The 18,905-nt window shown below is 69.4% G+C and carries 22 protein-coding genes; 10 read left to right on the top strand and 12 right to left on the bottom strand.

Annotation, left to right across the window (positions count from 1 at the left end):
* Positions 1-36 precede the first annotated feature (36 nt).
* The 6 genes from P2PM1_RS04695 to P2PM1_RS04670 are packed head-to-tail and all read right to left on the bottom strand — an operon-like array spanning position 37 to position 6,042.
* A complete protein-coding gene (locus tag P2PM1_RS04695; protein WP_186398298.1) occupies positions 37-1,314 on the bottom strand; it encodes a four-carbon acid sugar kinase family protein in 1,278 nt (425 codons plus the stop codon).
* The gene (locus P2PM1_RS04690; RefSeq protein WP_186398297.1) at positions 1,311-2,606 is read right to left on the bottom strand and encodes a ribulose-bisphosphate carboxylase large subunit family protein; all 1,296 of its coding nucleotides are present in this window, start codon (positions 2,604-2,606) and stop codon (positions 1,311-1,313) included. The genes P2PM1_RS04695 and P2PM1_RS04690 overlap by 4 nt, the downstream gene beginning before the upstream one ends.
* A gap of 8 nt (positions 2,607-2,614) precedes the next feature.
* Positions 2,615-3,154, bottom strand: a complete 540-nt coding sequence (locus P2PM1_RS04685) for a VOC family protein (protein ID WP_186398296.1) — start codon at positions 3,152-3,154, stop codon at positions 2,615-2,617.
* A gap of 8 nt (positions 3,155-3,162) precedes the next feature.
* On the bottom strand, positions 3,163-4,440 hold the full coding sequence (locus P2PM1_RS04680; protein ID WP_186398295.1) for a TRAP transporter large permease: 1,278 nt from the start codon (positions 4,438-4,440) through the stop codon (positions 3,163-3,165).
* The gene (locus P2PM1_RS04675) at positions 4,437-4,991 is read right to left on the bottom strand and encodes a TRAP transporter small permease (RefSeq protein ID WP_186398294.1); all 555 of its coding nucleotides are present in this window, start codon (positions 4,989-4,991) and stop codon (positions 4,437-4,439) included. Before P2PM1_RS04675 ends, P2PM1_RS04680 begins: the two co-directional genes overlap by 4 nt.
* A 31-nt stretch (positions 4,992-5,022) precedes the next feature.
* A complete protein-coding gene (locus P2PM1_RS04670; RefSeq protein WP_186398293.1) occupies positions 5,023-6,042 on the bottom strand; it encodes a TRAP transporter substrate-binding protein in 1,020 nt (339 codons plus the stop codon).
* 202 nt (positions 6,043-6,244) lie between these two features.
* On the opposite strand from P2PM1_RS04670, the gene P2PM1_RS04665 reads away from it, so the two are divergent.
* The 5 genes from P2PM1_RS04665 (at position 6,245) to P2PM1_RS04645 (ending at position 10,130) form a co-directional block, all read left to right on the top strand.
* Positions 6,245-7,258, top strand: coding sequence for a LacI family DNA-binding transcriptional regulator (locus P2PM1_RS04665; protein WP_186398292.1), 1,014 nt, complete (start codon positions 6,245-6,247; stop codon positions 7,256-7,258).
* 137 nt (positions 7,259-7,395) lie between these two features.
* Positions 7,396-7,587, top strand: coding sequence for a PLDc N-terminal domain-containing protein (locus tag P2PM1_RS04660; RefSeq protein ID WP_186398291.1), 192 nt, complete (start codon positions 7,396-7,398; stop codon positions 7,585-7,587).
* A gap of 116 nt (positions 7,588-7,703) precedes the next feature.
* Positions 7,704-7,904 carry a NepR family anti-sigma factor gene (locus P2PM1_RS04655; protein WP_186388150.1) on the top strand — a complete coding sequence of 67 codons (201 nt, stop codon included), beginning with the start codon at positions 7,704-7,706 and terminating at the stop codon, positions 7,902-7,904.
* Positions 7,901-8,479, top strand: a complete 579-nt coding sequence (locus P2PM1_RS04650; protein WP_186388151.1) for a sigma-70 family RNA polymerase sigma factor — start codon at positions 7,901-7,903, stop codon at positions 8,477-8,479. The genes P2PM1_RS04655 and P2PM1_RS04650 overlap by 4 nt, the downstream gene beginning before the upstream one ends.
* Positions 8,466-10,130, top strand: coding sequence for a sensor histidine kinase (locus P2PM1_RS04645; RefSeq protein WP_186398290.1), 1,665 nt, complete (start codon positions 8,466-8,468; stop codon positions 10,128-10,130). Before P2PM1_RS04650 ends, P2PM1_RS04645 begins: the two co-directional genes overlap by 14 nt.
* Positions 10,131-10,355: 225 nt before the next feature.
* Here P2PM1_RS04645 and P2PM1_RS04640 read toward each other — a convergent pair whose 3' ends face one another.
* Positions 10,356-10,535, bottom strand: a complete 180-nt coding sequence (locus P2PM1_RS04640; RefSeq protein ID WP_186388153.1) for a DUF1328 domain-containing protein — start codon at positions 10,533-10,535, stop codon at positions 10,356-10,358.
* A gap of 562 nt (positions 10,536-11,097) precedes the next feature.
* Between P2PM1_RS04640 and P2PM1_RS04635 the strand changes: the two genes are divergently transcribed.
* From P2PM1_RS04635 to P2PM1_RS04625, 3 genes are all read left to right on the top strand, one after another.
* Positions 11,098-11,622, top strand: a complete 525-nt coding sequence (locus P2PM1_RS04635; protein ID WP_186396739.1) for a PRC-barrel domain-containing protein — start codon at positions 11,098-11,100, stop codon at positions 11,620-11,622.
* A gap of 158 nt (positions 11,623-11,780) precedes the next feature.
* Positions 11,781-12,131, top strand: coding sequence for a YqjD family protein (locus P2PM1_RS04630; protein WP_186398289.1), 351 nt, complete (start codon positions 11,781-11,783; stop codon positions 12,129-12,131).
* Positions 12,132-12,136: 5 nt separating this feature from the next.
* Positions 12,137-12,568, top strand: coding sequence for a hypothetical protein (locus tag P2PM1_RS04625; RefSeq protein WP_186398288.1), 432 nt, complete (start codon positions 12,137-12,139; stop codon positions 12,566-12,568).
* A gap of 43 nt (positions 12,569-12,611) precedes the next feature.
* On the opposite strand, the gene P2PM1_RS04620 is transcribed toward P2PM1_RS04625, so the two are convergent.
* The gene (locus tag P2PM1_RS04620; protein WP_186398287.1) at positions 12,612-13,202 is read right to left on the bottom strand and encodes a sigma-70 family RNA polymerase sigma factor; all 591 of its coding nucleotides are present in this window, start codon (positions 13,200-13,202) and stop codon (positions 12,612-12,614) included.
* Complete coding sequence (locus P2PM1_RS04615; RefSeq protein WP_186396735.1) at positions 13,199-13,402, bottom strand: NepR family anti-sigma factor; 204 nt, start codon at positions 13,400-13,402, stop codon at positions 13,199-13,201. Before P2PM1_RS04615 ends, P2PM1_RS04620 begins: the two co-directional genes overlap by 4 nt.
* Before the next feature lie 141 nt (positions 13,403-13,543).
* On the opposite strand from P2PM1_RS04615, the gene P2PM1_RS04610 reads away from it, so the two are divergent.
* Positions 13,544-14,338 (top strand): response regulator, encoded by a 795-nt coding sequence (locus P2PM1_RS04610; RefSeq protein ID WP_186388158.1) that lies wholly within the window; start codon positions 13,544-13,546, stop codon positions 14,336-14,338.
* 99 nt (positions 14,339-14,437) lie between these two features.
* On the opposite strand, the gene P2PM1_RS04605 is transcribed toward P2PM1_RS04610, so the two are convergent.
* Positions 14,438-14,635, bottom strand: a complete 198-nt coding sequence (locus tag P2PM1_RS04605) for a CsbD family protein (protein ID WP_186388159.1) — start codon at positions 14,633-14,635, stop codon at positions 14,438-14,440.
* Between the two features lie 252 nt (positions 14,636-14,887).
* Here P2PM1_RS04605 and P2PM1_RS04600 point away from each other — a divergent pair, with 252 nt between their 5' ends.
* Positions 14,888-15,961: an AI-2E family transporter gene (locus P2PM1_RS04600; RefSeq protein WP_208985176.1), complete on the top strand. Its 1,074-nt coding sequence runs from the start codon at positions 14,888-14,890 to the stop codon at positions 15,959-15,961.
* 10 nt (positions 15,962-15,971) lie between these two features.
* On the opposite strand, the gene P2PM1_RS04595 is transcribed toward P2PM1_RS04600, so the two are convergent.
* Both P2PM1_RS04595 and P2PM1_RS04590 read right to left on the bottom strand, forming a co-directional pair.
* Positions 15,972-17,276, bottom strand: coding sequence for an FAD-binding oxidoreductase (locus tag P2PM1_RS04595; protein ID WP_186398286.1), 1,305 nt, complete (start codon positions 17,274-17,276; stop codon positions 15,972-15,974).
* On the bottom strand, positions 17,273-18,901 hold the full coding sequence (locus tag P2PM1_RS04590) for a GMC family oxidoreductase (RefSeq protein WP_186398285.1): 1,629 nt from the start codon (positions 18,899-18,901) through the stop codon (positions 17,273-17,275). The genes P2PM1_RS04595 and P2PM1_RS04590 overlap by 4 nt, the downstream gene beginning before the upstream one ends.
* Positions 18,902-18,905 lie beyond the last annotated feature (4 nt).

Here is an 18,905-nt window from a genome sequence, read left to right as displayed (position 1 = left end):
GGCGGCAAAGTCAGGCAGTAAAGTCAGGCAGTAAAGTCAGGCGGCGAACCGGTCGAAGAGATCGAGCGGGCCGACCTGCCCGCCCTTGAGCAGCAGCCGCAGGCCGTCGAGCGGCGTGCCCGGCGCATGGCCCCGGCAGACGGCGACGCCCGAGCCGGCGCGGCCCTCGAAGGACAGGCTGTCGAAGCCGAGCCGGCGCACCACCGCCCCCGACGTGTCGCCGCCGGCGACCGCCAGCGCGGCAACGGGATGCAGCGCCAGGATGCGCGCGGCGAGTTCCGCAAGGCTCTCGGACAAGGCATCGGGCGCAAGGCCGTAATCGGCCCTGGGATCGAGATGGGCGAGCACATTCGCCCCCCGCGCCAACATTCCGGCACAGCGGGCGGCACAGTCCTCGCGCCCCGTCCCCTCCAGATCGTCAGGGCCGAGCGGCAGGCAGGCATAGCGCGTGGCGGCGGCGACCTGGGCCGCTGTGGCCGCCGAGCGGCTGCCGGCCAGCGCCAGGCGCGGCCCGGCGCGGACAGCGGGAGCCGCGAGCGCCCCGCCCCCTGCCTCGCCCCCTGCCCCTGCCCGTCCCGCCACCGCCTCGGCAACGCCGCTCGCCCCGACCAGCAGCAGCGGCCGGCCGTGGGTCTCCAGCAGCGACAGGGCAAGGCCCAGCATCTCGATATCGGTGTCGTCGACCGCATCGACCAGCACCCTTCGGCCCGTGCCGTCCGCCATCGCCGCGAGACTGGCTGCCGCATCCGGCAGGTCGGGCCGCGCCAGCAGCGCGATGTCCCTGAGCCCTTGCGCGGCGAGATGCCGGCGCAGGTCCGCCTCGCCCATCGGCGTGACCGGATGCCGGCTCATCACCGGATGGCGGTCGATGCGATGCACCGCCCCGTCCGGGCCGGCCGCGAACAGCGTGCCGAACAGGCAGAAGCGCCGCAGGCTTGGCTGGCCGCCGAGGATGACGGTGAGCGCCGGCGACAGCTCCTCCTCCAGCACGGCGACCGCCGCGCCGATGCTGCCGACATGCGGGGCGGAATCGAAGGTGGAACAGACCTTGTAATGCACGAAGCGGGGCAGGCATCCCCGCACCAGCGGCGTCAAGGCGCGCAGGCGCGGCTCGACCTCGGAGGGCGCGCAGGCGCGAAAGTCGGTGGCGATGCCGACGGCCGGGAACGCCCCCCGCCCGCGCGGCGTCTGCGGCAGGCAGGCAAGGCCCGGCCGCTCCAGGCACAGGCGCGCGGCGATGCCGGCCTCGGCGAGCGTTGCCAGCGTGTCGGAGGCGCCGGTGAAATCGTCGCCGATGAAGACATAGCCGCTCATCCCCGCCCCCCGAAAAACGCCAGGGCGCCGGCAAGCTCCGGCCGCGAGCTTGCAGCCTCTTCGAGATCCTCGTTCGCCGCCACCGCCTCCCATGCCTGGCGCAGGCTGGCGACGCCGGCCGCCGGGCCCGAAGGATGGGCGAGAATGCCGCCGCCGGCCATGAACAGGAAGTCGCTGGACCCGGCGGCGCGCACGGTGACCGGCAGCGTGCCGGCCCACTGGCCTGAGGAAAAGGCCGGCATCACCGCGTCCAAGGCATCCGGCGCGTCAATGGCGAGCGGCTCAAGGCAGCGGCGCGCCGCCTCCTCGACCTCTTGGGGAGCATCGGAGAACTTGCCGCCGATGCCGTGCACATGCATGTGGTCGACACCGGCAAGGCGATAGAGCGCCTGATAGGCATCGAAGCCGATGCCGAGCAGCGGATGGCGGGAGACGGCGCCGAAGCCGTTGCGATGGCCATGCACGACGAGCGGCGTCGAGCGGCGCAGCGACTGCATCGCCGACAGGCCGCACCAGTTGAGGCTGGCCATGACGCAGGACCCGCCCTCGCGCTCCACCAGGTCCGCATGGCGGCGCATGGCGTCGAGCTCGTCGGTGATGTTGAAGGCGATCATGACATCGCGGCCGGTGCGCTCGCGATAGGCCCGCACCCGCGCCATCACCGCGCGGACGCGCTCCTCGAGCGGCGCATGGACCGGATCGGCGCAGATCTCGTCGTCCTTGACGAAGTCGACGCCGGCCTCGCACAGATCCGAGACCAGCGCGGCGATCTCCTGCGCGCTGAGGCCGACATTCGGCTTGATGATCGTACCGAACAGCGGCCGGTCGGAGACGCCGAGCGCGGAACGGGTGCCGGCAACGCCGTGGCGCGGCAGGTCGAAGCGGGTGCGATAGGCCTGCGGCAGGGCGACATCGACGAGACGCAGCCCCGTGACCTCGCCGAGATCGTAGAGATTGCCGGCGACCGTCGCGGCGAGCGTCGGCAGGTTGGCGCCGACATTGGCGAGCGGATAGGCGATGCGCACCCGCGCGCGCCGCCAGGGGCCGGGCGTGTCCTGCCGCTCCAGCCAGGCGCTGGCAAGGCTCGGGGCACTCGCCGGTGCCAGTTCTTCCACGGCGAGAACCTCGGCACCGGCACGGGCCCGCAATTCGTCGCTCTCGCCGGCGACGCGCACGAAGGTGCCGCAGCTCTGCTCGCCGGCCATGATCGCCGCGATCCTTTGCGGATCGAGCGGCGTCTCGACCAGATAGGTCGCCTCGACGCTGCCGGGTTTGAGGGGGATCGCCCGCATGACGCGCCTCAGATCGACGAAAGGTCGGGGAAGGGGCGGACCGGATCGCCGCCGTCCCAGCCTTCGGACGCCTTGCGGATCAGGTCGAACATGCGGCCCTTCGGCCCCATCACCTCGGACAGTTCGATCACCGTGCCGGGATGGGCCTCGCGGTCGAAATAGGCAAAGCGCCCGTTGGCGCCGACCTTGCCGCTCATCTTGACGCGGAAGCCCTGCGCTTCCATGCGGGCGAGATCCGCATCGTAGGCTTGCGTCCAGTAGGCGACATGCTGCAGCCCGCGATGGCCGGCGAGACGGAAGTCGCGATACATCGACGGGGCATCGTTGCGGGTCTGGATCAGCTCGACCTGCACCTCGCCGCTGTTGGCGAGCGCGACGGAATTGTGCACCTCGTAGGACTGGCCGTCATAGCGGTAGTCCTCAATCGGCACCTTCGGGTTGTAGAACCACGGGCCGACGCCCATGACCCTGTGCCAGTGGTCCATCGCCGCCTCGATGTCGTCGACGACATAGCCGAGCTGGCGGATTGCGCCGAGAAACCTGCTCATGACAAATCCTATTGCGAGAGAAGACGGGGCAGCCAGGTCGACACCGCCGGCACGGCCGAGACGACCAGCAGCGACAGGACCAGCGGCAGGAAGAAGGGCAGCACGCCGCGGATGACCGAGTGCACCGGCATCTTCGAGACGATGGAGACCATGTAGAGGCTCATGCCGATGGGCGGCGTCAGCAGGCCGATCATCAGGTTGAGCACGAAGACGATGCCGAGCTGCAGCGGATCGACGCCGGCCTGATGCAGCGCCGGGGCAACGATCGGCGCGATGATCAGGATCGCCGCGATGGATTCCAGGAACATGCCGACGACGAGCAGCAGCACGTTGACCAGCAGCAGCAGCACCAGCGGGTTGTCGGAGAGGCCGAGCAGCATCTGCCCGGCCATCGCCGGCACCTGGTCGAGGGTGAGCACCCAGGCGAAGACGGCGGCCGTCGAGACGATGAAGAGGATGCCGGCGGTGGCCTCCACCGTCTCGCGCAGGCTCTCCCACACCGCCCGGACGGTCAGCGTGCGATAGACCAGAAAGCCGATGGCCAGCGCATAGGCGACGGTGACGCCGGCAACCTCCGTCGGGCCGAAATAGCCGCTGAGCAGCCCGCCGATCAGGATCACCGGGGCGGCCAGCGCCGGCAGCGAGATCACCGCCTTGCGGGCGACCGCGGAAAGCGACGGGCTGACCGTGTCGCGCGGCAGGTTGAAGAGGCGCGCCATGACGGCGACCTGCAGCATCAGGAAGGCGGTGATCAGCAGCGCCGGGACGATGCCGGCGACGAGCAGTTGCACCGCCGAGACATTGGTGACGCTGGCATAGATGATCAGCGGGATGGAGGGCGGGAAGATCGGGCCGATGGTCGCCGCTGCGATGGTGATGCCGGCGGCGAAATCGCGCCGGTAGCCCTGGCCCGACATCTGGTCGATCTGGATCTTGCCGAGCGCGCCGATATCGGCGAGGGCGGCGCCCGAGACGCCGGAGAAGATCAGGCTGACCAGGATCGACACCTGCGCCACCGCGCCGCGGATGCGCCCGACGACGAGCCGCACCAGGTCGAAGATATGGGTGGTGACGCCCATCGCGTTGAGCAGGCTGGCCGCCAGGATGAACAGCGGCACGGCGAGCAGGGGCGTTGAATCGAGCGCATTGATGCCGCGCTGCGCCAGCACATGCAGCGGCAGGTCGAAGCCGACGATGGCGACCGCCGAGGCAAGGCCGAGGGCGACGGCGATCGGCGCGCCGAGCAGCAGCGCGGCGATGAAGACAAGGAGCAGCACGAGGCTCATGGCAGGGCCTGATCGGAACCGGGGGGCGTCTCGCCGCGAAGCAGCGCGACGAGGCGGGCAAGGGTGACCAGCGCCAGCAGCACCATGGCGACGATGGCGGGCGCGTAGAACAGCCAGTTGGGAATGCCGAGGGTCGGGGTGGCGAATTTCCACGCCCGCCCGAGAAAGCGGTAGAGCCCGTAGAGGAAGAACAACGCGAAGGCGAGGACGCAGAGCTCGACCACCAGGCCGGTCCAGCGCCGGGCCGGCGCCGGCAGCGCCATCGGCACCAGCTCCACCGCCACATGCCGGCCCTGCAGGGCGAGCAGCGGCACGCAGAGGAAGACCAGCGCGACGCCGCAGAAGCGGGCAAGTTCGTCCGCCCAGGGCATGCCGAGATCAAGCAGGTTGCGGCCGAGCACCTGGCCGACCACCAGCACGCTCATCGCCACCAGCAGCAGCACGGCAAGGGTGCGGCAGGCGCCCGCCGCACCCGCCAGCAGCCTGCCGCCCGGAGGTACCGGACCAGGGAGAACGGGATCAGGGAGGACGGGATCAGTCGCGCCGGTCATCGCCGCACCCTTTTCATCCGTGTCCGGGAGATCAGGAGATCGCCCGGATCTTCTCGTAGAGGGCACCGTATTTGGCGCCGAAGCGCTCGTCGACGAGCTTGCTGACCGAGGCGCGGAAGGCCTCGACATCGAGCCCGTCCTCCGGGCCGATCACCGTCATGCCGGCCTCGCGCAGCGCCTCGGTGTCCTTCTCCTCGTTGTCCTCGATCGCCTTGGTGGCGCGCTCGCGGATCTCCAGCGAGGCGGCGGCGACCGCCTCCTTCTGCGCCGGCGACAGGGCCTGCCAGGCGTCCTCGTTCATCACGACGACCTCGGCATTCGACATGTGGCCGGTCAGCATCAGATGCGACTGCACGTCGAAGAGCTTGACGTTGAGGATGACGTTGACCGGGTTTTCCTGCCCCGCGACGATGCCGGTGGCAAGCGCCGTCGGCACCTCCGACCAGTCGACCGGAACGGGGGCCGCGCCCATGCCCTCGACGGCGGCCTGGTAGATCGGGAAAGGCACGGCGCGGATCTTCTCGCCGGCAAGGTCCTCCGGCCGGTACACCGCCTTGTTGGCGGTGAGATTGCGGCGGCCGAAATAATGGGCGTAGATCACCCGCACATTGGCCGCCTGGATCAGGCCCTGGTTGAGCTCGCGCATCACCGGCGAGTTGATGTCCATCACCTTCATCAGGTGGTCGACATCGCGGTAGAGATAGGGCGTGTCGAGCGCGGCGAAGGGCTCGTAGAGCGAACCGATGCCGCCGGCGGTGTTGTGCGAGAAGGCGATGGTGCCGAGCGACACCGCCTCGGCCAGCTCCTGCAGCTTGCCGAGCTGCGAGGACGGATAGACCTGCACGGCGATGTCGCCGCCCGAATGCTTGGCCACCGCCTCGGCGAACCAGTCGGCCTGGGCGCCGGCGACGCTGGCCGGCTCGTTGTTGTGGCCGTAGCGCAGGGTCAGCGACTGGGCGCGGGCAAGGCCGGGCGCCAGGGCGAAGGCACCGGCGCCGAGACCGAGCGCCAGGGCGCCGCGCCGGCTGACGGAAAACAACTGTCTGGTCATTGCATCCTCCCATGATGGATCGAGGCGGCCGTCTCCTTCGGCCTCCATGAGGTATTTTGACGGGCATGGCAGGAAATCTTGCCGAAAACCCGTTCCTCTTGACAAAAGGCTACGAAGCCATGAGCATCACGTCAAACATCAATTATTGAGGTTTTTTGAGGTGTCATCAGGAGAGATCCAGCTCCCCTCCCAGATCCCCTCCATGGCAGACCTGGCCGCAGCGGCCGGGGTGTCGCTGGCAACCGTCGACCGGGTGCTGAACCGGCGCAAGGGCGTCAAGCAGCGCACCGTCGCCCGCGTGCTCGCGGCGGCGGTGGAGATCGGCTACATGAGCGCGGAGGAGCGCGAGAAGCTGGGCGGCCAGCGCCCGCCCAACGTCGCCTTCCTGCTGCCGATGGGCAGCAACCCCTATCTGCGCCTGCTCGGCGACAAGGTGCGCGGCGTCGCCGACACCCAGACGCGCGATGCCCCGCCGCTGCGTTGCTTCTTCATCGAGAGCTTCGATGCCGGCGCGCTGGCCGCGGCCCTGCGCCACCATGCCCGCTGGGCCGACGGCATCGCCTTCATGGCGATCGACCACCCCTTGGTGCGCGAGGCGGCGGAAGAGGTGAGCGCCGCCGGTACCCGGCTCGTCACCATCGTCTCCGACCTGCCGCACCCGGCGCGCGAGGCCTATGTCGGGCTCGACAACCAGGCGGCCGGCCGCACGGCGGCGCTGCTGCTCGGCCGGTTCTGCGGCGCCCGCGAGGGCAGCGTCGCGCTGGTCGCCGGCAGCCGCACCTACCGCGCCCATGCGGAGCGCGAGATGGGCTTTCTCGGCCTCTTGGAGGAAGCCTATCCGGGCCTTCGGGTCATCGGCATGCGCGAGGGCCATGACGACCGCAACCAGAACTACCACCATGCCCGCTCCTTGATCGACCAGAACCCGGACCTCGTCGGCATCTACAATGTCGGCGGCGCATCGGACGGCATCGGCCGGGCGCTGGCGGAAAACGGCATGGGCGGGCGGATCGTCTTCATCGGCCACGGCCTGACCGCCGACACCCGCCGCCTCCTGATCGAGGGCACGATGGACGCGGTGATCAACTCCGACCCGGACCAGGTGATCGGCGAGACGCTGGCCCGCTTCGCCCGGCCGGCCGAGGGGGCCGGCCTGCGCCCGCCGCTGAAGATGGACCTGATCTTCCGCGAGAACATTCCGCCGCAATACCAGTAGGCCGGCACGCTCCCCGACCCATGCCGGAACCGAACGCCCGGGCCCGACGTTCCTCTCCTGTACGCCGCCAGTCCGGCCGAGGTGGATCCCCCACCCGGCCGGCGCGTCGCGGTTTTGGCGCGGAAAGGAGCCCGCAGATGGGTATCGAGGTGGGAGGCCTGCTCGGCCTCGTCATTCTGGTTCTGGATGTCTACGCGATCGTCAAGATCGTCAGTTCGGGTGCTTCGACGGGCGCCAAGGTGATCTGGGTCGTGCTGATCCTGCTGCTTCCGGTGCTCGGCTTCCTGCTGTGGCTGCTGGCGGGCCCCTCGCGGCCAAGGGCGGCGTGAGGCCTGCGTCCGGTTCCTGTCTGGATTCTACCCTTGCGGAATTTTCCGAGGGTGGATGGAACCAAGATCTCGCTCGTGCGTTTACCTGCCCGAAGCCGAAGAAGGAATATCCCCGCATGCTCAACTTCAGCGAGAAGGCCCTGCCAAAAGAGCCACCGCGCCCCAGCGATGGCGACGTGCACACGCGCATCACCAACCAGTTGCAGACCTATTACAACCAGATCCTCACCCAGCCCCTGCCCGACCGGTTCCAGGACCTGCTGCGGCGACTTGCGGACGAAGAGCCGTCCGCGACCGAAGGGGAGCGCGGAGAATGAGCGAGACGAAAGCCGAGCTTCGCGACGAGATGGTGGCCTGCATCCCCAGCCTGCGCGCCTTCGCGGCATCGCTGGTGGGCATGGGCGACCGCGCCGACGATCTGGTCCAGGAAGCCCTGGTGAAGGCCTGGGCCAATCTCGGCCGCTTCGAGCCGGGCACCAACATGAAGGCCTGGCTGTTCACCATCCTGCGCAACACGCTCTACTCGACGCATCGCAAGCGCAAGCGCGAGGTGCAGGACGTCGACGGCCGCTACTCCGCGATGCTGGCCTCCCAGCCGAACCAGACCGGCTATCTCGATCTGGACGACTTCTGCCGCGCCCTCGACCAACTGCCCGACGACCAGCGCGAGGCGCTGATCCTGATCGGCGCCTCCGGCTTCTCCTACGAGGAGGCGGCGGAGATTTGCGGCTGCGCCATCGGCACGGTAAAAAGTCGGGTCAACCGGGCGAGAAGCCGGCTCGCCGACATTCTGGGCGCGGATGCCGCCAGCGATTTCGGACCCGACCGCGCCGTCGCGGCCGTCCTTGCCACCTCTCCGGGTTCGGCGGTGAAGATCAGTGCCATGGAGTAAACTGCCCCCCAACAGCACCCGGCTCGACCGCCGCCTGTTCGCCCATATCGCGGCGGCGCTGATCCCGCTCGCCGCCCTCGCCTTCCTGCTATCCTATTCCGACCTGCAGCGGCGCTCGGCGGAGGAACACCGGCGCTTTCTCGACTATGCCCGGCTGATCGGCCAGTCCAGCGCCAAGGTGATCGCCCGTGCGGAAGGCTATGCCAGCGCGCTGACCTCCCAGGACCTGCAGGTCCTGGGAGAGTGCCGTCGCGTGTTCTCCGCCATGCGCGAGGATCTGATCGAGGCGACGGAGCTTGCCATCTTCCGCGCCGGCGCGCCGGTCTGCGCCGTCGGCCTCGCCGGGGACGGCCAGATCGTCGACCATCTGGCGGGTCCGGCCGCCGAGCAAGAGCCCGAGGCGAGGGTGATCACCATCTCGCGCCAGAACGAGGCCAGCCGCACCCGCATCGACATCGGCTTGCGCCCGCAGACCCTGCTGACGGCCCCGATCACCGCGACCGCCGCGACCAATATCGGCTTCGCCCTGGTCGACGGCACGGGCACCGTGCTCGCCTCCCATACCTATCAGGAACAGGACGCGGCGGATTTCCTGCAGGCCGCCGGCGAGACGCCGGCAGGCGGCGAGACCTTCGTCGAAACCGATCGGGGCTGGTATATCGGCTCGACCCCCCTGCCCGGCACCACCTACCGCGTCGTCACCGCCAGCCGGTCGCCGGAGCAGCGGCTGGCGCTGTGGCTCACCGTGCTGCGCGCCCTGCTGCCGCCGCTGGTGCTGCTGGCGGTGGTCTTCATCGTGCTGCGCTACGGTATCCAGCGTTTCCTGCTGCGCTATCTCAGCCACATCTATGCGACATTCCGCCGATACGGCACCGGCGACACCCATGCCCGCGTCGGCATGCTCTCCGCCGCGCCGCCGGAGATCGACCTTTTGGGCGTCACCTTCGACATGATGGCCGACCGGATCGACCGGCGCACCCACGACACCGAGGCGGCGCTCGCCGAACAGCGGCGGCTGAGCCTGGAACTGCACCACCGCATCAAGAACACCCTGCAGATGATCATCAGCCTGGTCAGCATGCAGCAGCGCGACGCCACCGGCCCGCGCGAGAAGGCGGCGCTGCGGGTGACGCTCGAGCGGATCCTCGCCATCTCCGCCGCCTACCGGGTCTCCTATGCCTCGAGCGAGGGAACCGACGTGGAAATGGAAGCCCTGGTCCGCGAGGTGGTGGAAGCGCTGCGAGGCCCGGCAATGCTGCCGCAGGGGCGGGTCCGCATCCGCGCCGGACCGGGCACGGACGGCGCGCTGATCGACCTCGACCGGGCGATTCCGCTGGCCTTCATCCTGGCCGAACTGCTGCCGCCCCGCTTCGATTCGCTGCTGCCCGGCGAAACGATCGCCGTCGAACTGAGCGCCCCCGACAGGATGGCCGTGACGATTTCCGGCGCCAGCCAGATCCACGACACGCTCGACGACAACGGCACCGGCTCGCCCCCCCCGCTGCGCGTGCGACTGGTGCGCGCCTATCTCCACCAGCTCGGCGCCACCTGCGAGATCGACGGCGCCACCGCCCGGCTGGAGATCCCGCTGCGCTCGGGAACGGGGGCGGCCGTCCTGCCGCCGGAGGCGGCGGCCGCCGCGCCTCCCTGACAACAAGCCTCGTCCGAAAACTCAACGTCCTGAAGACAGGCCCGCCGGCGACGGGTTCGGCGCAGCGGGTTCGGCGCAGCGGGCTTGACACCTGGCGCCAGAGGCAATCGACCCGAACAAAAAGGCGCCGCGGGGAACGTGCCCCGCGGCGCAGCAGGCGGTCAGGCGAGGGAGGAGAAGGCATGCCGCCCGCATGCAATCCGGTGCCGGTCGGACCGGTGCCGATCAGACCGGCGGCGGCCGGCGGCCGCTGATCAGGCCATAGACCAGAGAGATCACGAAGAGGATCAACGCGACCACGAAGATCAGTTGGGCGATGCCCATGGCTGTGCCGGCGATGCCGCCGAACCCGAACACCGCCGCGATCAACGCGACAACCAGAAAGGTCAGAGCCCATCCAAACATGTTTCATCTCCTTCAGTCACAGCCGGATCGGACGTCGAAAAGCGCCGGAAGCCGGGTAATCGTACCGCAGGCGATGGCAGGTCTTCGTCATTCACCGGGAACGACAAGGATGACCGCAGGCGATACATCGTTCAGTGTCGGGATACGAACGCACCAGCAGCATTTTTGTTCGGCCGCACCCGGGTTTTTTTAAGATCTGCCTTTTTTCAACGATCGCCCGCCCTCTCTCGTGCGCATGTTTCCTCCTTGCTCACCCGCGCGCCGCGCGCGGCCTTAGCTTACGCGCGCCTTACGCGCGCGGCGCGCGCGTGCCGTCTCATGGGGCGGTTTCATGGGTCGGTTTCATGGGTCGGTTTCATGGGTCGGTTTCTTGGGGCCGACGGATTGGGGCCGGATCGACTGGGCCGGATCGACTGGGGCCGGATCGTTTTTCGGCAAAGCTCCGGAACCTTTTCCCCGCGCCGGGGTTGATCTGGCGTGACTGATCCGAACCCGCGGCCCTGATCGAAGCGGCAGGCGGGCGACGATCGCGGGACAATCCGAGCATCAGGAGATCAACGACATGATCCGCAAGCTTCTGACCACCACCGCCCTCGCCGCTGCCCTGGTTGCCGGCACCATGACCACCGGTGCCATGGCGCAGGACCAGCCGCTCAACGAGGACACCGGCATGACGCCGGCACCGGCAAGCCCGGGCATGGACATGCCGGCGACCGGGTCTGACGCCACGGCCGCCCCCACCACCCCCATGGGCGACCGCAACATCCTGTCCGAGTTCGGCGCCACCAGCGCCGACGAGCTGATCGGCAGCACCGTCTACAGCAACCAGGACGAGGATCTCGGCAGCGTCTCCGACGTGGTGGTGTCCAGCACCGGTGAGGTCGACGCCATCGTGATCGATGTCGGCGGCTTCCTCGGCATCGGCGCCAAGCCGGTCGCCGTCGAGGTCTCCTCGGTCGACATCCGCCGGGACGAGAACGGCGATCCGCGCATCTACACCAACTACACCCAGGAGACCCTGGAGGCGCTGCCGGAGTATTCGGCGGACGCCACGGACGGTGTCCGCGACGTCGCCCCGGCCCAGTAAGGCGTCGGCCACGGTTCGACCGAGGACGAAGCGAAAGGGAGGTGCCGGCGCCGCCGGCGCCTCCTTTCCTGTCGCGGCGCCCGCCGCCACCGGACGCTCCCGAGGCCGGTTCCAGGCATCGGGTTTCAGGTTTCAGGTTTCAGCAAAGGAGAGGCACGATGCCGACCACCGCCACCACCGAAAACGGCAGCGCCGCCGCCAAGGCAGGCCGGGCACAGGACGAGGCCGCCAACATCCAGGACAATATCGAGCGCCTGCGCAGCGACATTTCGGCCCTCGCCCAGTCGATCTCCCGCTACGGCTCCGAGAAGACCAGCGAATACAGCGAGCGCGCCAGCAAGGCCGGCAAGGATCTGGCCGATGCCTCGCAGCAGACGCTCGACAGCCTGACCGAGGAGTTGAACCGGCTGGAGCACTCGCTGGCCACGCATGTCCGCCGCAAGCCGCTGCAATCGCTGGGGATTGCCGCCGGCATCGGCTTTCTGGTCGCCCTGCTGTCGCGGCGCTGAGCGTGATGCTGCGCCTTGCCCCGCTCCTCGCCTCGCTGCTGACGCGCGACCTCGGCGCGGCGCTGCGCCGGCTTCGCCGCTCGGCACTGGTCTGGGCGCTGGCCGGCCTCTTCGCCCTTGCCGCCTATGCGGCGGGGCTGATCGCCGCCGGCCTGGCGCTTGCCACTGTGATGACGCCGGCGGCAGCAGCGCTTGCGGTCGGCCTGTCGCAACTGCTGCTGGCCGCGCTGGCGCTCAGTTGGCTCGCCCTCGTCAATGCGCGGGAGCGGCGGCGGCAGCGACACGACGACGGCCACCGGACGCTGGCGACGACGGCGGCGCTCGCCGCCGCCCTGCCCCTCCTCGGCTCGCGCAAGGGGCTGGCGCTGGCGGCGCTCGGCGGTCTGGCGCTGCTGCTCGCCGCAAGACGCGCGGCAGAGGGGTCCGGCCCCGACTGACGGGCGCCTGCGACTGGCGGGCGGGCGGCCAAAGGGAGGGCGGCTAAAGGGCGGAGCCGAACGTCTCCGCTCCCTCGTCCTCGGTCAGTGCCATCACCTCGCGCAGCCGCGCCCTGGCGCGGTGGACGCGGCTCTTCAGCGTGCCGGTGGCGCAGCCGCAGATCTCCGCCGCCTCCTCGTAGGAGAAGCCCGAGGCGCCGACGAGAATGATCGCCTCGCGCTGGTCGCCCGGCAGCGCGTCGAGCGCGCGGCGCATCTCATGCATGGCGAGCGAGGCGTGCTGCGGCGGCGCCACCGCCAGCCGCGAGGCCAGCCGCTCGCCGCTGCCCGCGACCTCGCGCGAGGCCTTGCGCAGCCGGCTGTAGAAGCCGTTGCGCAGGATGCGGAACAGCCAGGCGCGCATGTTGGTGCCCGGCGCGAAGCCGTGCCGGCCGGCCCAGGCCCCCAGCACCGCGTCCTGGACGAGATCGTCGGCGACATCGCTCCGCCCGCACAGCGACACGGCGAAGGCGCGCAGGCCCGGCAGTTGCGCCAGCATCTCGCGCCGGAAGTCGGAACCGGAAGCGGCATCGGGCGCGGCAGGAGACGCCGGCGCGCCCGGCTTTGCTTCGGGCTTTGCGGCGCCAGGCTTCATCGCTCCGGGCTCTCCGAGGCCTTCCTCTCCGCCTCGTCGAGCCGGTCGAGCAGATCGAGAAAGCGGTCGGGCGTGCCCTCGTCCTGGACGGAATCGTAGAAGTCCCGTAGCCGCTGCATGATCGGGTCGTGGCTTGCCGCCGCCTGTCCCGGCATGCCCGCCGGGATGCGCCCCGCGCCCGTTTTCTTCGCTTCCGTCATCGCGCCCATCCGGTTCCAAGCCCCGCCGCCAGTATAGGCCAAGCGGCGAAGCCAAAAAAAGGGACGCGGCAGGGAACTTTCTCCCGCCGATTGCGTTAGCCTTGCTGTTGAATGTCCGGACGGGCAGACAGGGAGTTCCACATGCCACTTTCCACCCGCATTGCGTCCCATCTCCCCTACTTGCGTCGATACGCAAGAGCGGTGACGGGATCGCAGCAATCGGGCGATGCCTATGTCGCCGCCACTCTGGAGACGCTGATCGCGGATGTCTCCTCCTTCCCGCAGACCAGCAGCGATCGCGTGTCCCTGTACAAGGTCTTCGCCGCGGTCTTCGGCTCCGTCCGGATGGACCTGCCGCCGAGCGACTCGCCCTTCGCCTGGGAGCGGCGGGCCAGCGCCAACCTTGCCGCGCTCCCCTCGTCGGAGCGCCAGGCCTTCCTGCTCACCTCCGTCGAGGGCTTCACGCCCGAGGAGACGGCGCAGATCCTCGACGTCGCCGTCGAGGATGTCGACCTGCTGCTGGCGGAGGCGGCGCGCAACATCTCCCGCCAGATCGCCACCGACATCCTGATCATCGAGGACGAGCCGCTGATCGCCATGGATATCGAGCATATCGTGACGGAACTCGGCCACCGGGTCAGCGGCGTCGCCCGCACCCACAAGGAGGCGGTCGAGCTGTTCGCGCGGACAAGGCCGCGGATGATCCTCGCCGATATCCAGCTCGCCGACGGCAGCTCCGGCATCGATGCGGTCAACGACATCCTCAAGAGCGAGCCGATGCCGGCGATCTTCATCACCGCCTTCCCCGAGCGGCTGCTGACCGGCGAGCGGCCCGAGCCGGCCTTCCTGATCACCAAGCCGTTCAACCCCGACATGGTCCGCGCCCTGATCAGCCAGGCGCTGTTCTTCGATCAGACGGTCGAGGCTGCCGCCTGATTGGGCCTGTCGCCCTCCCCCCGCCCCGCGCCGCCTGCCTGCGGCGCGGGGTTTTCCGTGCGGGCGGCTGCCCGCGAGGCCGGGGTCTTGCCGGGGGTGTTACGGCCGCTCCAGCCAGTCGTCGACTTCGCGCCGGGCATGTTCCTCGGCCACACCGTAGCGTTCCTGGATCTTGCCGACGAGCTGCTTCTGGTTGCCGGCAATGACGTCGAGGTCGTCGCCGGTGAGCTGTCCCCAGCGCGCCTGCACCTTGCCCTTGAATTGCTCCCAATTGCCTTCGATCTGGTTCCAGTTCATGAAACTCTCCTGTGTTTGCGCAAGACCGCGAGCCGATCTCGCCTGAGGTGAACCCGCGTTTCGGAAAAAGGTTCCGGGCAAGGCTCATGGGTGAGGCTCAGGGGGTGAGGCTCAGGGCGCGGACGGAACCCGATCCCGCACCGCGCGTTACCTGCCCAGCGGTCCGTTGCCGGCGAGCGGCGCGGAGGCCGGGCCTTGCACGAGGACCGGCCCGGCGTGGCGCCGACGCCTGGCACGCGGGATGAACGCGCCTTGTCGGCACCGGACCTGGAAACGCTGCTTGCGAACGCCGCGCGCCTGGCGCTGGTCGCGATCGGCCTGCTCGCCCTGATCGCCGCGCTGGAATATGCCCGGATGATCCTGGCGCCGGTCTTCCTCGCCGTGGTGATCGGGCTGATGTTCGGCCCGCTCTCCGACCGGATCGAGCGGTTCGGCATCCCCACCTGGATCTCGGCGCTCGGCGTCGTCGCCCTGTTCCTGTCGCTGATCGCCATGACCGGAACCGCCTTCGCCGTGCCGCTGTCCGACTGGATGGACAAGCTGCCCGACATCTGGGCCAGGCTGCAGTCGCAGCTCACCACCTGGAAGGGGCTGGTCGCCTCCTTCGGCGGCATGCAGGAAGAGCTGCGCTCAGCGCTCGGCCAGAGCACCGGCATGAAGGTCGACGTCGACAGCACCTCGCCGGTGGAGAGCGCCGTCTATTTCGCCCCCGCCTTCATGGCCCAGGTGATCCTGTTCCTCGCCAGCATGTATTTCTTCATCGCCACCCGGAAGCAGTTTCGCGAGACCGTGCTGTGGCTCTGCCCGACGTCGGCGCTGCGCCAGAGCGCCCGCCGCATCTTCAACGATGTCGAGGCGCGGGTGTCGCGCTACCTCTTGTCGATCACGGCGGTGAACATCGGCCTCGGCATCAGCGTGTCGCTCGCCCTGTGGGCGATCGGCGTGCCCTCGCCGATGCTGTGGGGCCTGCTGGCCGGGGTGCTCAACTATGTCATCTATATCGGCCCGGCGGTGATGGCGCTGCTGCTGACCGGCGTCGGCCTTGCCACCTCCGACACCACCGCCGGCATCCTCGCCCCGCCGCTGGTCTTCCTGACGCTCAACCTGATCGAGGCGCAGTTCGCCACGCCCGCCGTGCTCGGCCGCACGATGACGCTGAACCCTTTCGTGGTGCTGCTCGCCATCGCCCTGTGGATCTGGCTGTGGGGGCCGGTCGGCGGCTTCATCGCCGTGCCCTCGCTGCTCATTGTCGAGACGGTGCTGATCAACATCCTGCCGCTGCGCGAGCTGGAGGAGATGCCGCCGGGGACCTCCGCGCCTGGCTAGGGTCAGGACCCTAGAGGCCCAGCCGGTCGCGGATCCGGTAGACCAGCACCGAGGGCGCCAGGAACCAGGGATCGCCGGAATAGAGCGGCCGGGTCTGGAAGGCGAGCCCGTCGAAGGCCGTCGCGCCTTGTGCCAGTCCCGCCGCCTGCTGGCCGATCCGCATGCCGAGATAGCCGGCCATGCCGACGCCCGAGCCGCAATAGCCCATCGCGTAATGCAGCCCCTCGTCATTGCCCACATGCATCAGCTCGTCGAACGTATAGGCGACGAAGCCCATCCAGGAATGGGAGACGCGCACGGACGCCAGTTGCGGAAACAGGCGCACGAGTTCGGCATGCAGCTTCACCGCGCTGCGGCGCGGATCGGTCTCCGACAGCGACACCCGGCCGCCGAACAGGATGCGGCGGCGATCCGGCGAGGGGCGGTAGTAATAGACCAGCTTGCGGCTGTCGGAGAGGATGCGGCTCGTCGGCATCACCTCGTCGATCAGCCCGTCCGGCAGCTCTTCCGTTGCAATGACATAGGAGCCGATGGGAATGACCCGGCGCCGGTGAAAGGGGCTGAGCGGCCCGCTATAGCCGTTGGTCGCCAGCACCACGCGCTGCGCCCGCACCTCGCCGCGCGGCGTCATCAGGCGAAAGCCGCCGCTCACCCGCTCCAGCCTCTCCACAGCACAGTGCGAGACGATGCGCGCGCCCGCCCGCCTTGCGACGCCGAGAAGCCCGGCATGATAGCGCCCCGGATCGAGGCTGGCGTGACGCGGCAGAACCATGCCGCCGTGATAGGCGCGGGTGCCGAGCTCTGACGGCAGGTCTTCAGGCGAAACCGCATAGGCACCGGTGTCGAGCACCGGATGCGGTGTCCGGCAGGCCTCCACCATCGCCGCGTAGCGCCGCCGGGTATGGGCGCCGTGGAAGCGGCCGCAGACCGAGAAGGCGCAGTCGATGCCCTCCTGCGCGATGAAACCGGCGACATGGTCGAGCGAGGCCTGGCCCTCCCTGAGGATCGCGGCGGCCCGCTCGCGGCCATGGCGCCGGGTCAGAGTCTCAAGGTCCGGCTTCACCGAGGTCGAGATCTGCCCGCCATTGCGGGTGCTGCAGCCCCAACCCGCCGCCTCGGCGTCGAGCACCAGGGTCGAGGCGCCGGCGCGCGCGGTCGCAACCGCCGCATGCAGCCCGGTATAGCCGGCGCCGATCACCGCGACATCGACATTTGCCGGCAAAGGTTCCGCCTCCGACGGGTCGGGAGCCGGCAGCGGCGAGGCGTCCCACCAATAGGGCTGAGGGCGGAAGTCGGGCGTGAAGAGGCCGCTCATGCGCCGGCCCCCGCGTGATCCTGCAGGATCATGTCCGCTCCCTTTTCGCCGACCATGATCGCCGGCGCATTGGTGTTTCCGGAGGTCACCGTCGGAAAGATCGAGGCGTCCACCACCCGCAACCCGGCAAGGCCGTGGACGCGCAGGCGCGCGTCGACCACGTCGACCGACGGGTCCGGCCCCATGCGGCAGGTGCTCACCGGATGGAACACCGTGCCGGAGCGGGCGCGGATATCGGCGATGAGATCCTCCTCCGATTGCACCTGCGGACCGGGGCGGATCTCCGCCTCGATCACCGAGGCGAAGGCGGGCGTTGCCGCCATCTCGCGCAGGAACCGCGCCCCCTCCAGCATTTCCTGCAAGTCGTGATTGGTCGAAAGATAGTTGGGGTGGATCGCCGGCGGCGCGAAGGGGTCGGCCGAGCGGAGTTCCAGATGGCCGCGGCTGGTCGGGCGCGTCGGCTGGATGCCGAGCAGGAAGCCGGGGAACGGGTCCGGGCTCATCAGCGGGCGCTTTCCGGGCGGCGCCTTGGTGTAGCTGACCGGCGAGAAGAAGAGCTGCATGTTCGGCCGGGCAAGCTCCGGCCGGGTGCGGAAGAAGCCGCCGCCCTGGTTGACGCCGAGCGACAGCGGCCCGCGCCGCGCCAGCACGTAGCGCAAGCCGTGCCACAGCTTGCCGTGAAGCGGGCCGAGCTGCTGGTTCAGCGTCGGCACCTTCGAGCGGTAAAGATAGTCGAGGCCGAGATGGTCCTGCAGGTGGCGGCCGACACCGGGGAGGTCGTGCAGCACGGCGACGCCCCGTTCCGCCAGCAGCGCGCCCGGCCCGACGCCGGAGAGCTGCAGCAGATGCGGCGAGTTGACCGCCCCGGCGGCGAGGATCACCTCGCGCCCGGCCCGCGCCACATGGAGCCGGCCCTTGCGCCTGTATTCGACGCCGACCGCCCGCCGCCCCTCGAACAGGATGCGCGTTGCATGGGCACGGGTCTCGACGCGCAGGTTCGCCCGCCCGCGCGCCGGGTGCAGATAGGCGCGGGCCGCCGACATGCGAAAGCCGCCCTTCGCCGTGTTCTGGTAGAGCCCGACGCCCTCCTGGTCGGCGCCGTTGAAATCCGGATTGCGCGCAAGGCCCGCCTGCTCGCCGGCGGCGAGATAGGTCTGGCAGAGCGGATGCAGGTCGCGCGCCATGGTCGCGACATGCAGCGGCCCCTCGCCGCCGCGCCAGGCATCGGCACCGGCATCGTTGGTCTCCGCCTTGCGGAAATAGGGCAGCACGTCGTCCCAGCCCCAGCCGGGATTGCCCATCGCCTTCCAGTCCTCGAAGTCCTGGTGCTGACCGCGGATATAGACCATGGCGTTGATCGACGAGGAGCCGCCGAGCACCTTGCCGCGCGGCCAGTAGGACGGCCGCCCGCCGAGGCCGGGGTCCGGCTCGGTCATGTACATCCAGTTGATGCGCCGGTCGTAGAAGGCCTTGCCGTAGCCGATCGGCACCCAGATCCAGAAGTTGAGGTCGCTGCCGCCGGCCTCCAGCAGCAGGACGCTGTGGCGCCCGCCGGCGCTCAGCCGGTCGGCCAGCACGCAGCCGGCCGAGCCGGCACCCACGATGATGAAATCGACGTCGGACATGACG

The sequence above is a fragment of the Stappia sp. P2PMeth1 genome, from assembly GCF_900185735.1.
Taxonomy (GTDB): Bacteria; Pseudomonadota; Alphaproteobacteria; order Rhizobiales; family Stappiaceae; genus Stappia.
Note: the sequence above shows the minus strand (reverse complement) of the source record. Positions and strands in the feature narration are given on the sequence as shown.

Bases quoted from the DNA above. Each gene is read 5' to 3' on its own strand.
- P2PM1_RS04635 (WP_186396739.1), top strand. From the start codon at position 11,098: ATGATCCGCAAGCTTCTGACCACCACCGCCCTCGCCGCTGCCCTGGTT.
- P2PM1_RS04655 (WP_186388150.1), top strand. From the start codon at position 7,704: ATGCTCAACTTCAGCGAGAAGGCCCTGCCAAAAGAGCCACCGCGCCCC.
- P2PM1_RS04665 (WP_186398292.1), top strand. From the start codon at position 6,245: ATGGCAGACCTGGCCGCAGCGGCCGGGGTGTCGCTGGCAACCGTCGAC.
- P2PM1_RS04650 (WP_186388151.1), top strand. From the start codon at position 7,901: ATGAGCGAGACGAAAGCCGAGCTTCGCGACGAGATGGTGGCCTGCATC.
- P2PM1_RS04630 (WP_186398289.1), top strand. From the start codon at position 11,781: ATGCCGACCACCGCCACCACCGAAAACGGCAGCGCCGCCGCCAAGGCA.
- P2PM1_RS04620 (WP_186398287.1), bottom strand. From the start codon at position 13,202: ATGAAGCCTGGCGCCGCAAAGCCCGAAGCAAAGCCGGGCGCGCCGGCG.
- P2PM1_RS04625 (WP_186398288.1), top strand. From the start codon at position 12,137: ATGCTGCGCCTTGCCCCGCTCCTCGCCTCGCTGCTGACGCGCGACCTC.
- P2PM1_RS04640 (WP_186388153.1), bottom strand. From the start codon at position 10,535: ATGTTTGGATGGGCTCTGACCTTTCTGGTTGTCGCGTTGATCGCGGCG.
- P2PM1_RS04610 (WP_186388158.1), top strand. From the start codon at position 13,544: ATGCCACTTTCCACCCGCATTGCGTCCCATCTCCCCTACTTGCGTCGA.
- P2PM1_RS04680 (WP_186398295.1), bottom strand. From the start codon at position 4,440: ATGAGCCTCGTGCTGCTCCTTGTCTTCATCGCCGCGCTGCTGCTCGGC.
- P2PM1_RS04675 (WP_186398294.1), bottom strand. From the start codon at position 4,991: ATGACCGGCGCGACTGATCCCGTCCTCCCTGATCCCGTTCTCCCTGGT.
- P2PM1_RS04660 (WP_186398291.1), top strand. From the start codon at position 7,396: ATGGGTATCGAGGTGGGAGGCCTGCTCGGCCTCGTCATTCTGGTTCTG.
- P2PM1_RS04690 (WP_186398297.1), bottom strand. From the start codon at position 2,606: ATGCGGGCGATCCCCCTCAAACCCGGCAGCGTCGAGGCGACCTATCTG.
- P2PM1_RS04595 (WP_186398286.1), bottom strand. From the start codon at position 17,276: ATGAGCGGCCTCTTCACGCCCGACTTCCGCCCTCAGCCCTATTGGTGG.
- P2PM1_RS04670 (WP_186398293.1), bottom strand. From the start codon at position 6,042: ATGACCAGACAGTTGTTTTCCGTCAGCCGGCGCGGCGCCCTGGCGCTC.
- P2PM1_RS04590 (WP_186398285.1), bottom strand. From the start codon at position 18,901: ATGTCCGACGTCGATTTCATCATCGTGGGTGCCGGCTCGGCCGGCTGC.
- P2PM1_RS04685 (WP_186398296.1), bottom strand. From the start codon at position 3,154: ATGAGCAGGTTTCTCGGCGCAATCCGCCAGCTCGGCTATGTCGTCGAC.
- P2PM1_RS04695 (WP_186398298.1), bottom strand. From the start codon at position 1,314: ATGAGCGGCTATGTCTTCATCGGCGACGATTTCACCGGCGCCTCCGAC.
- P2PM1_RS04605 (WP_186388159.1), bottom strand. From the start codon at position 14,635: ATGAACTGGAACCAGATCGAAGGCAATTGGGAGCAATTCAAGGGCAAG.
- P2PM1_RS04615 (WP_186396735.1), bottom strand. From the start codon at position 13,402: ATGACGGAAGCGAAGAAAACGGGCGCGGGGCGCATCCCGGCGGGCATG.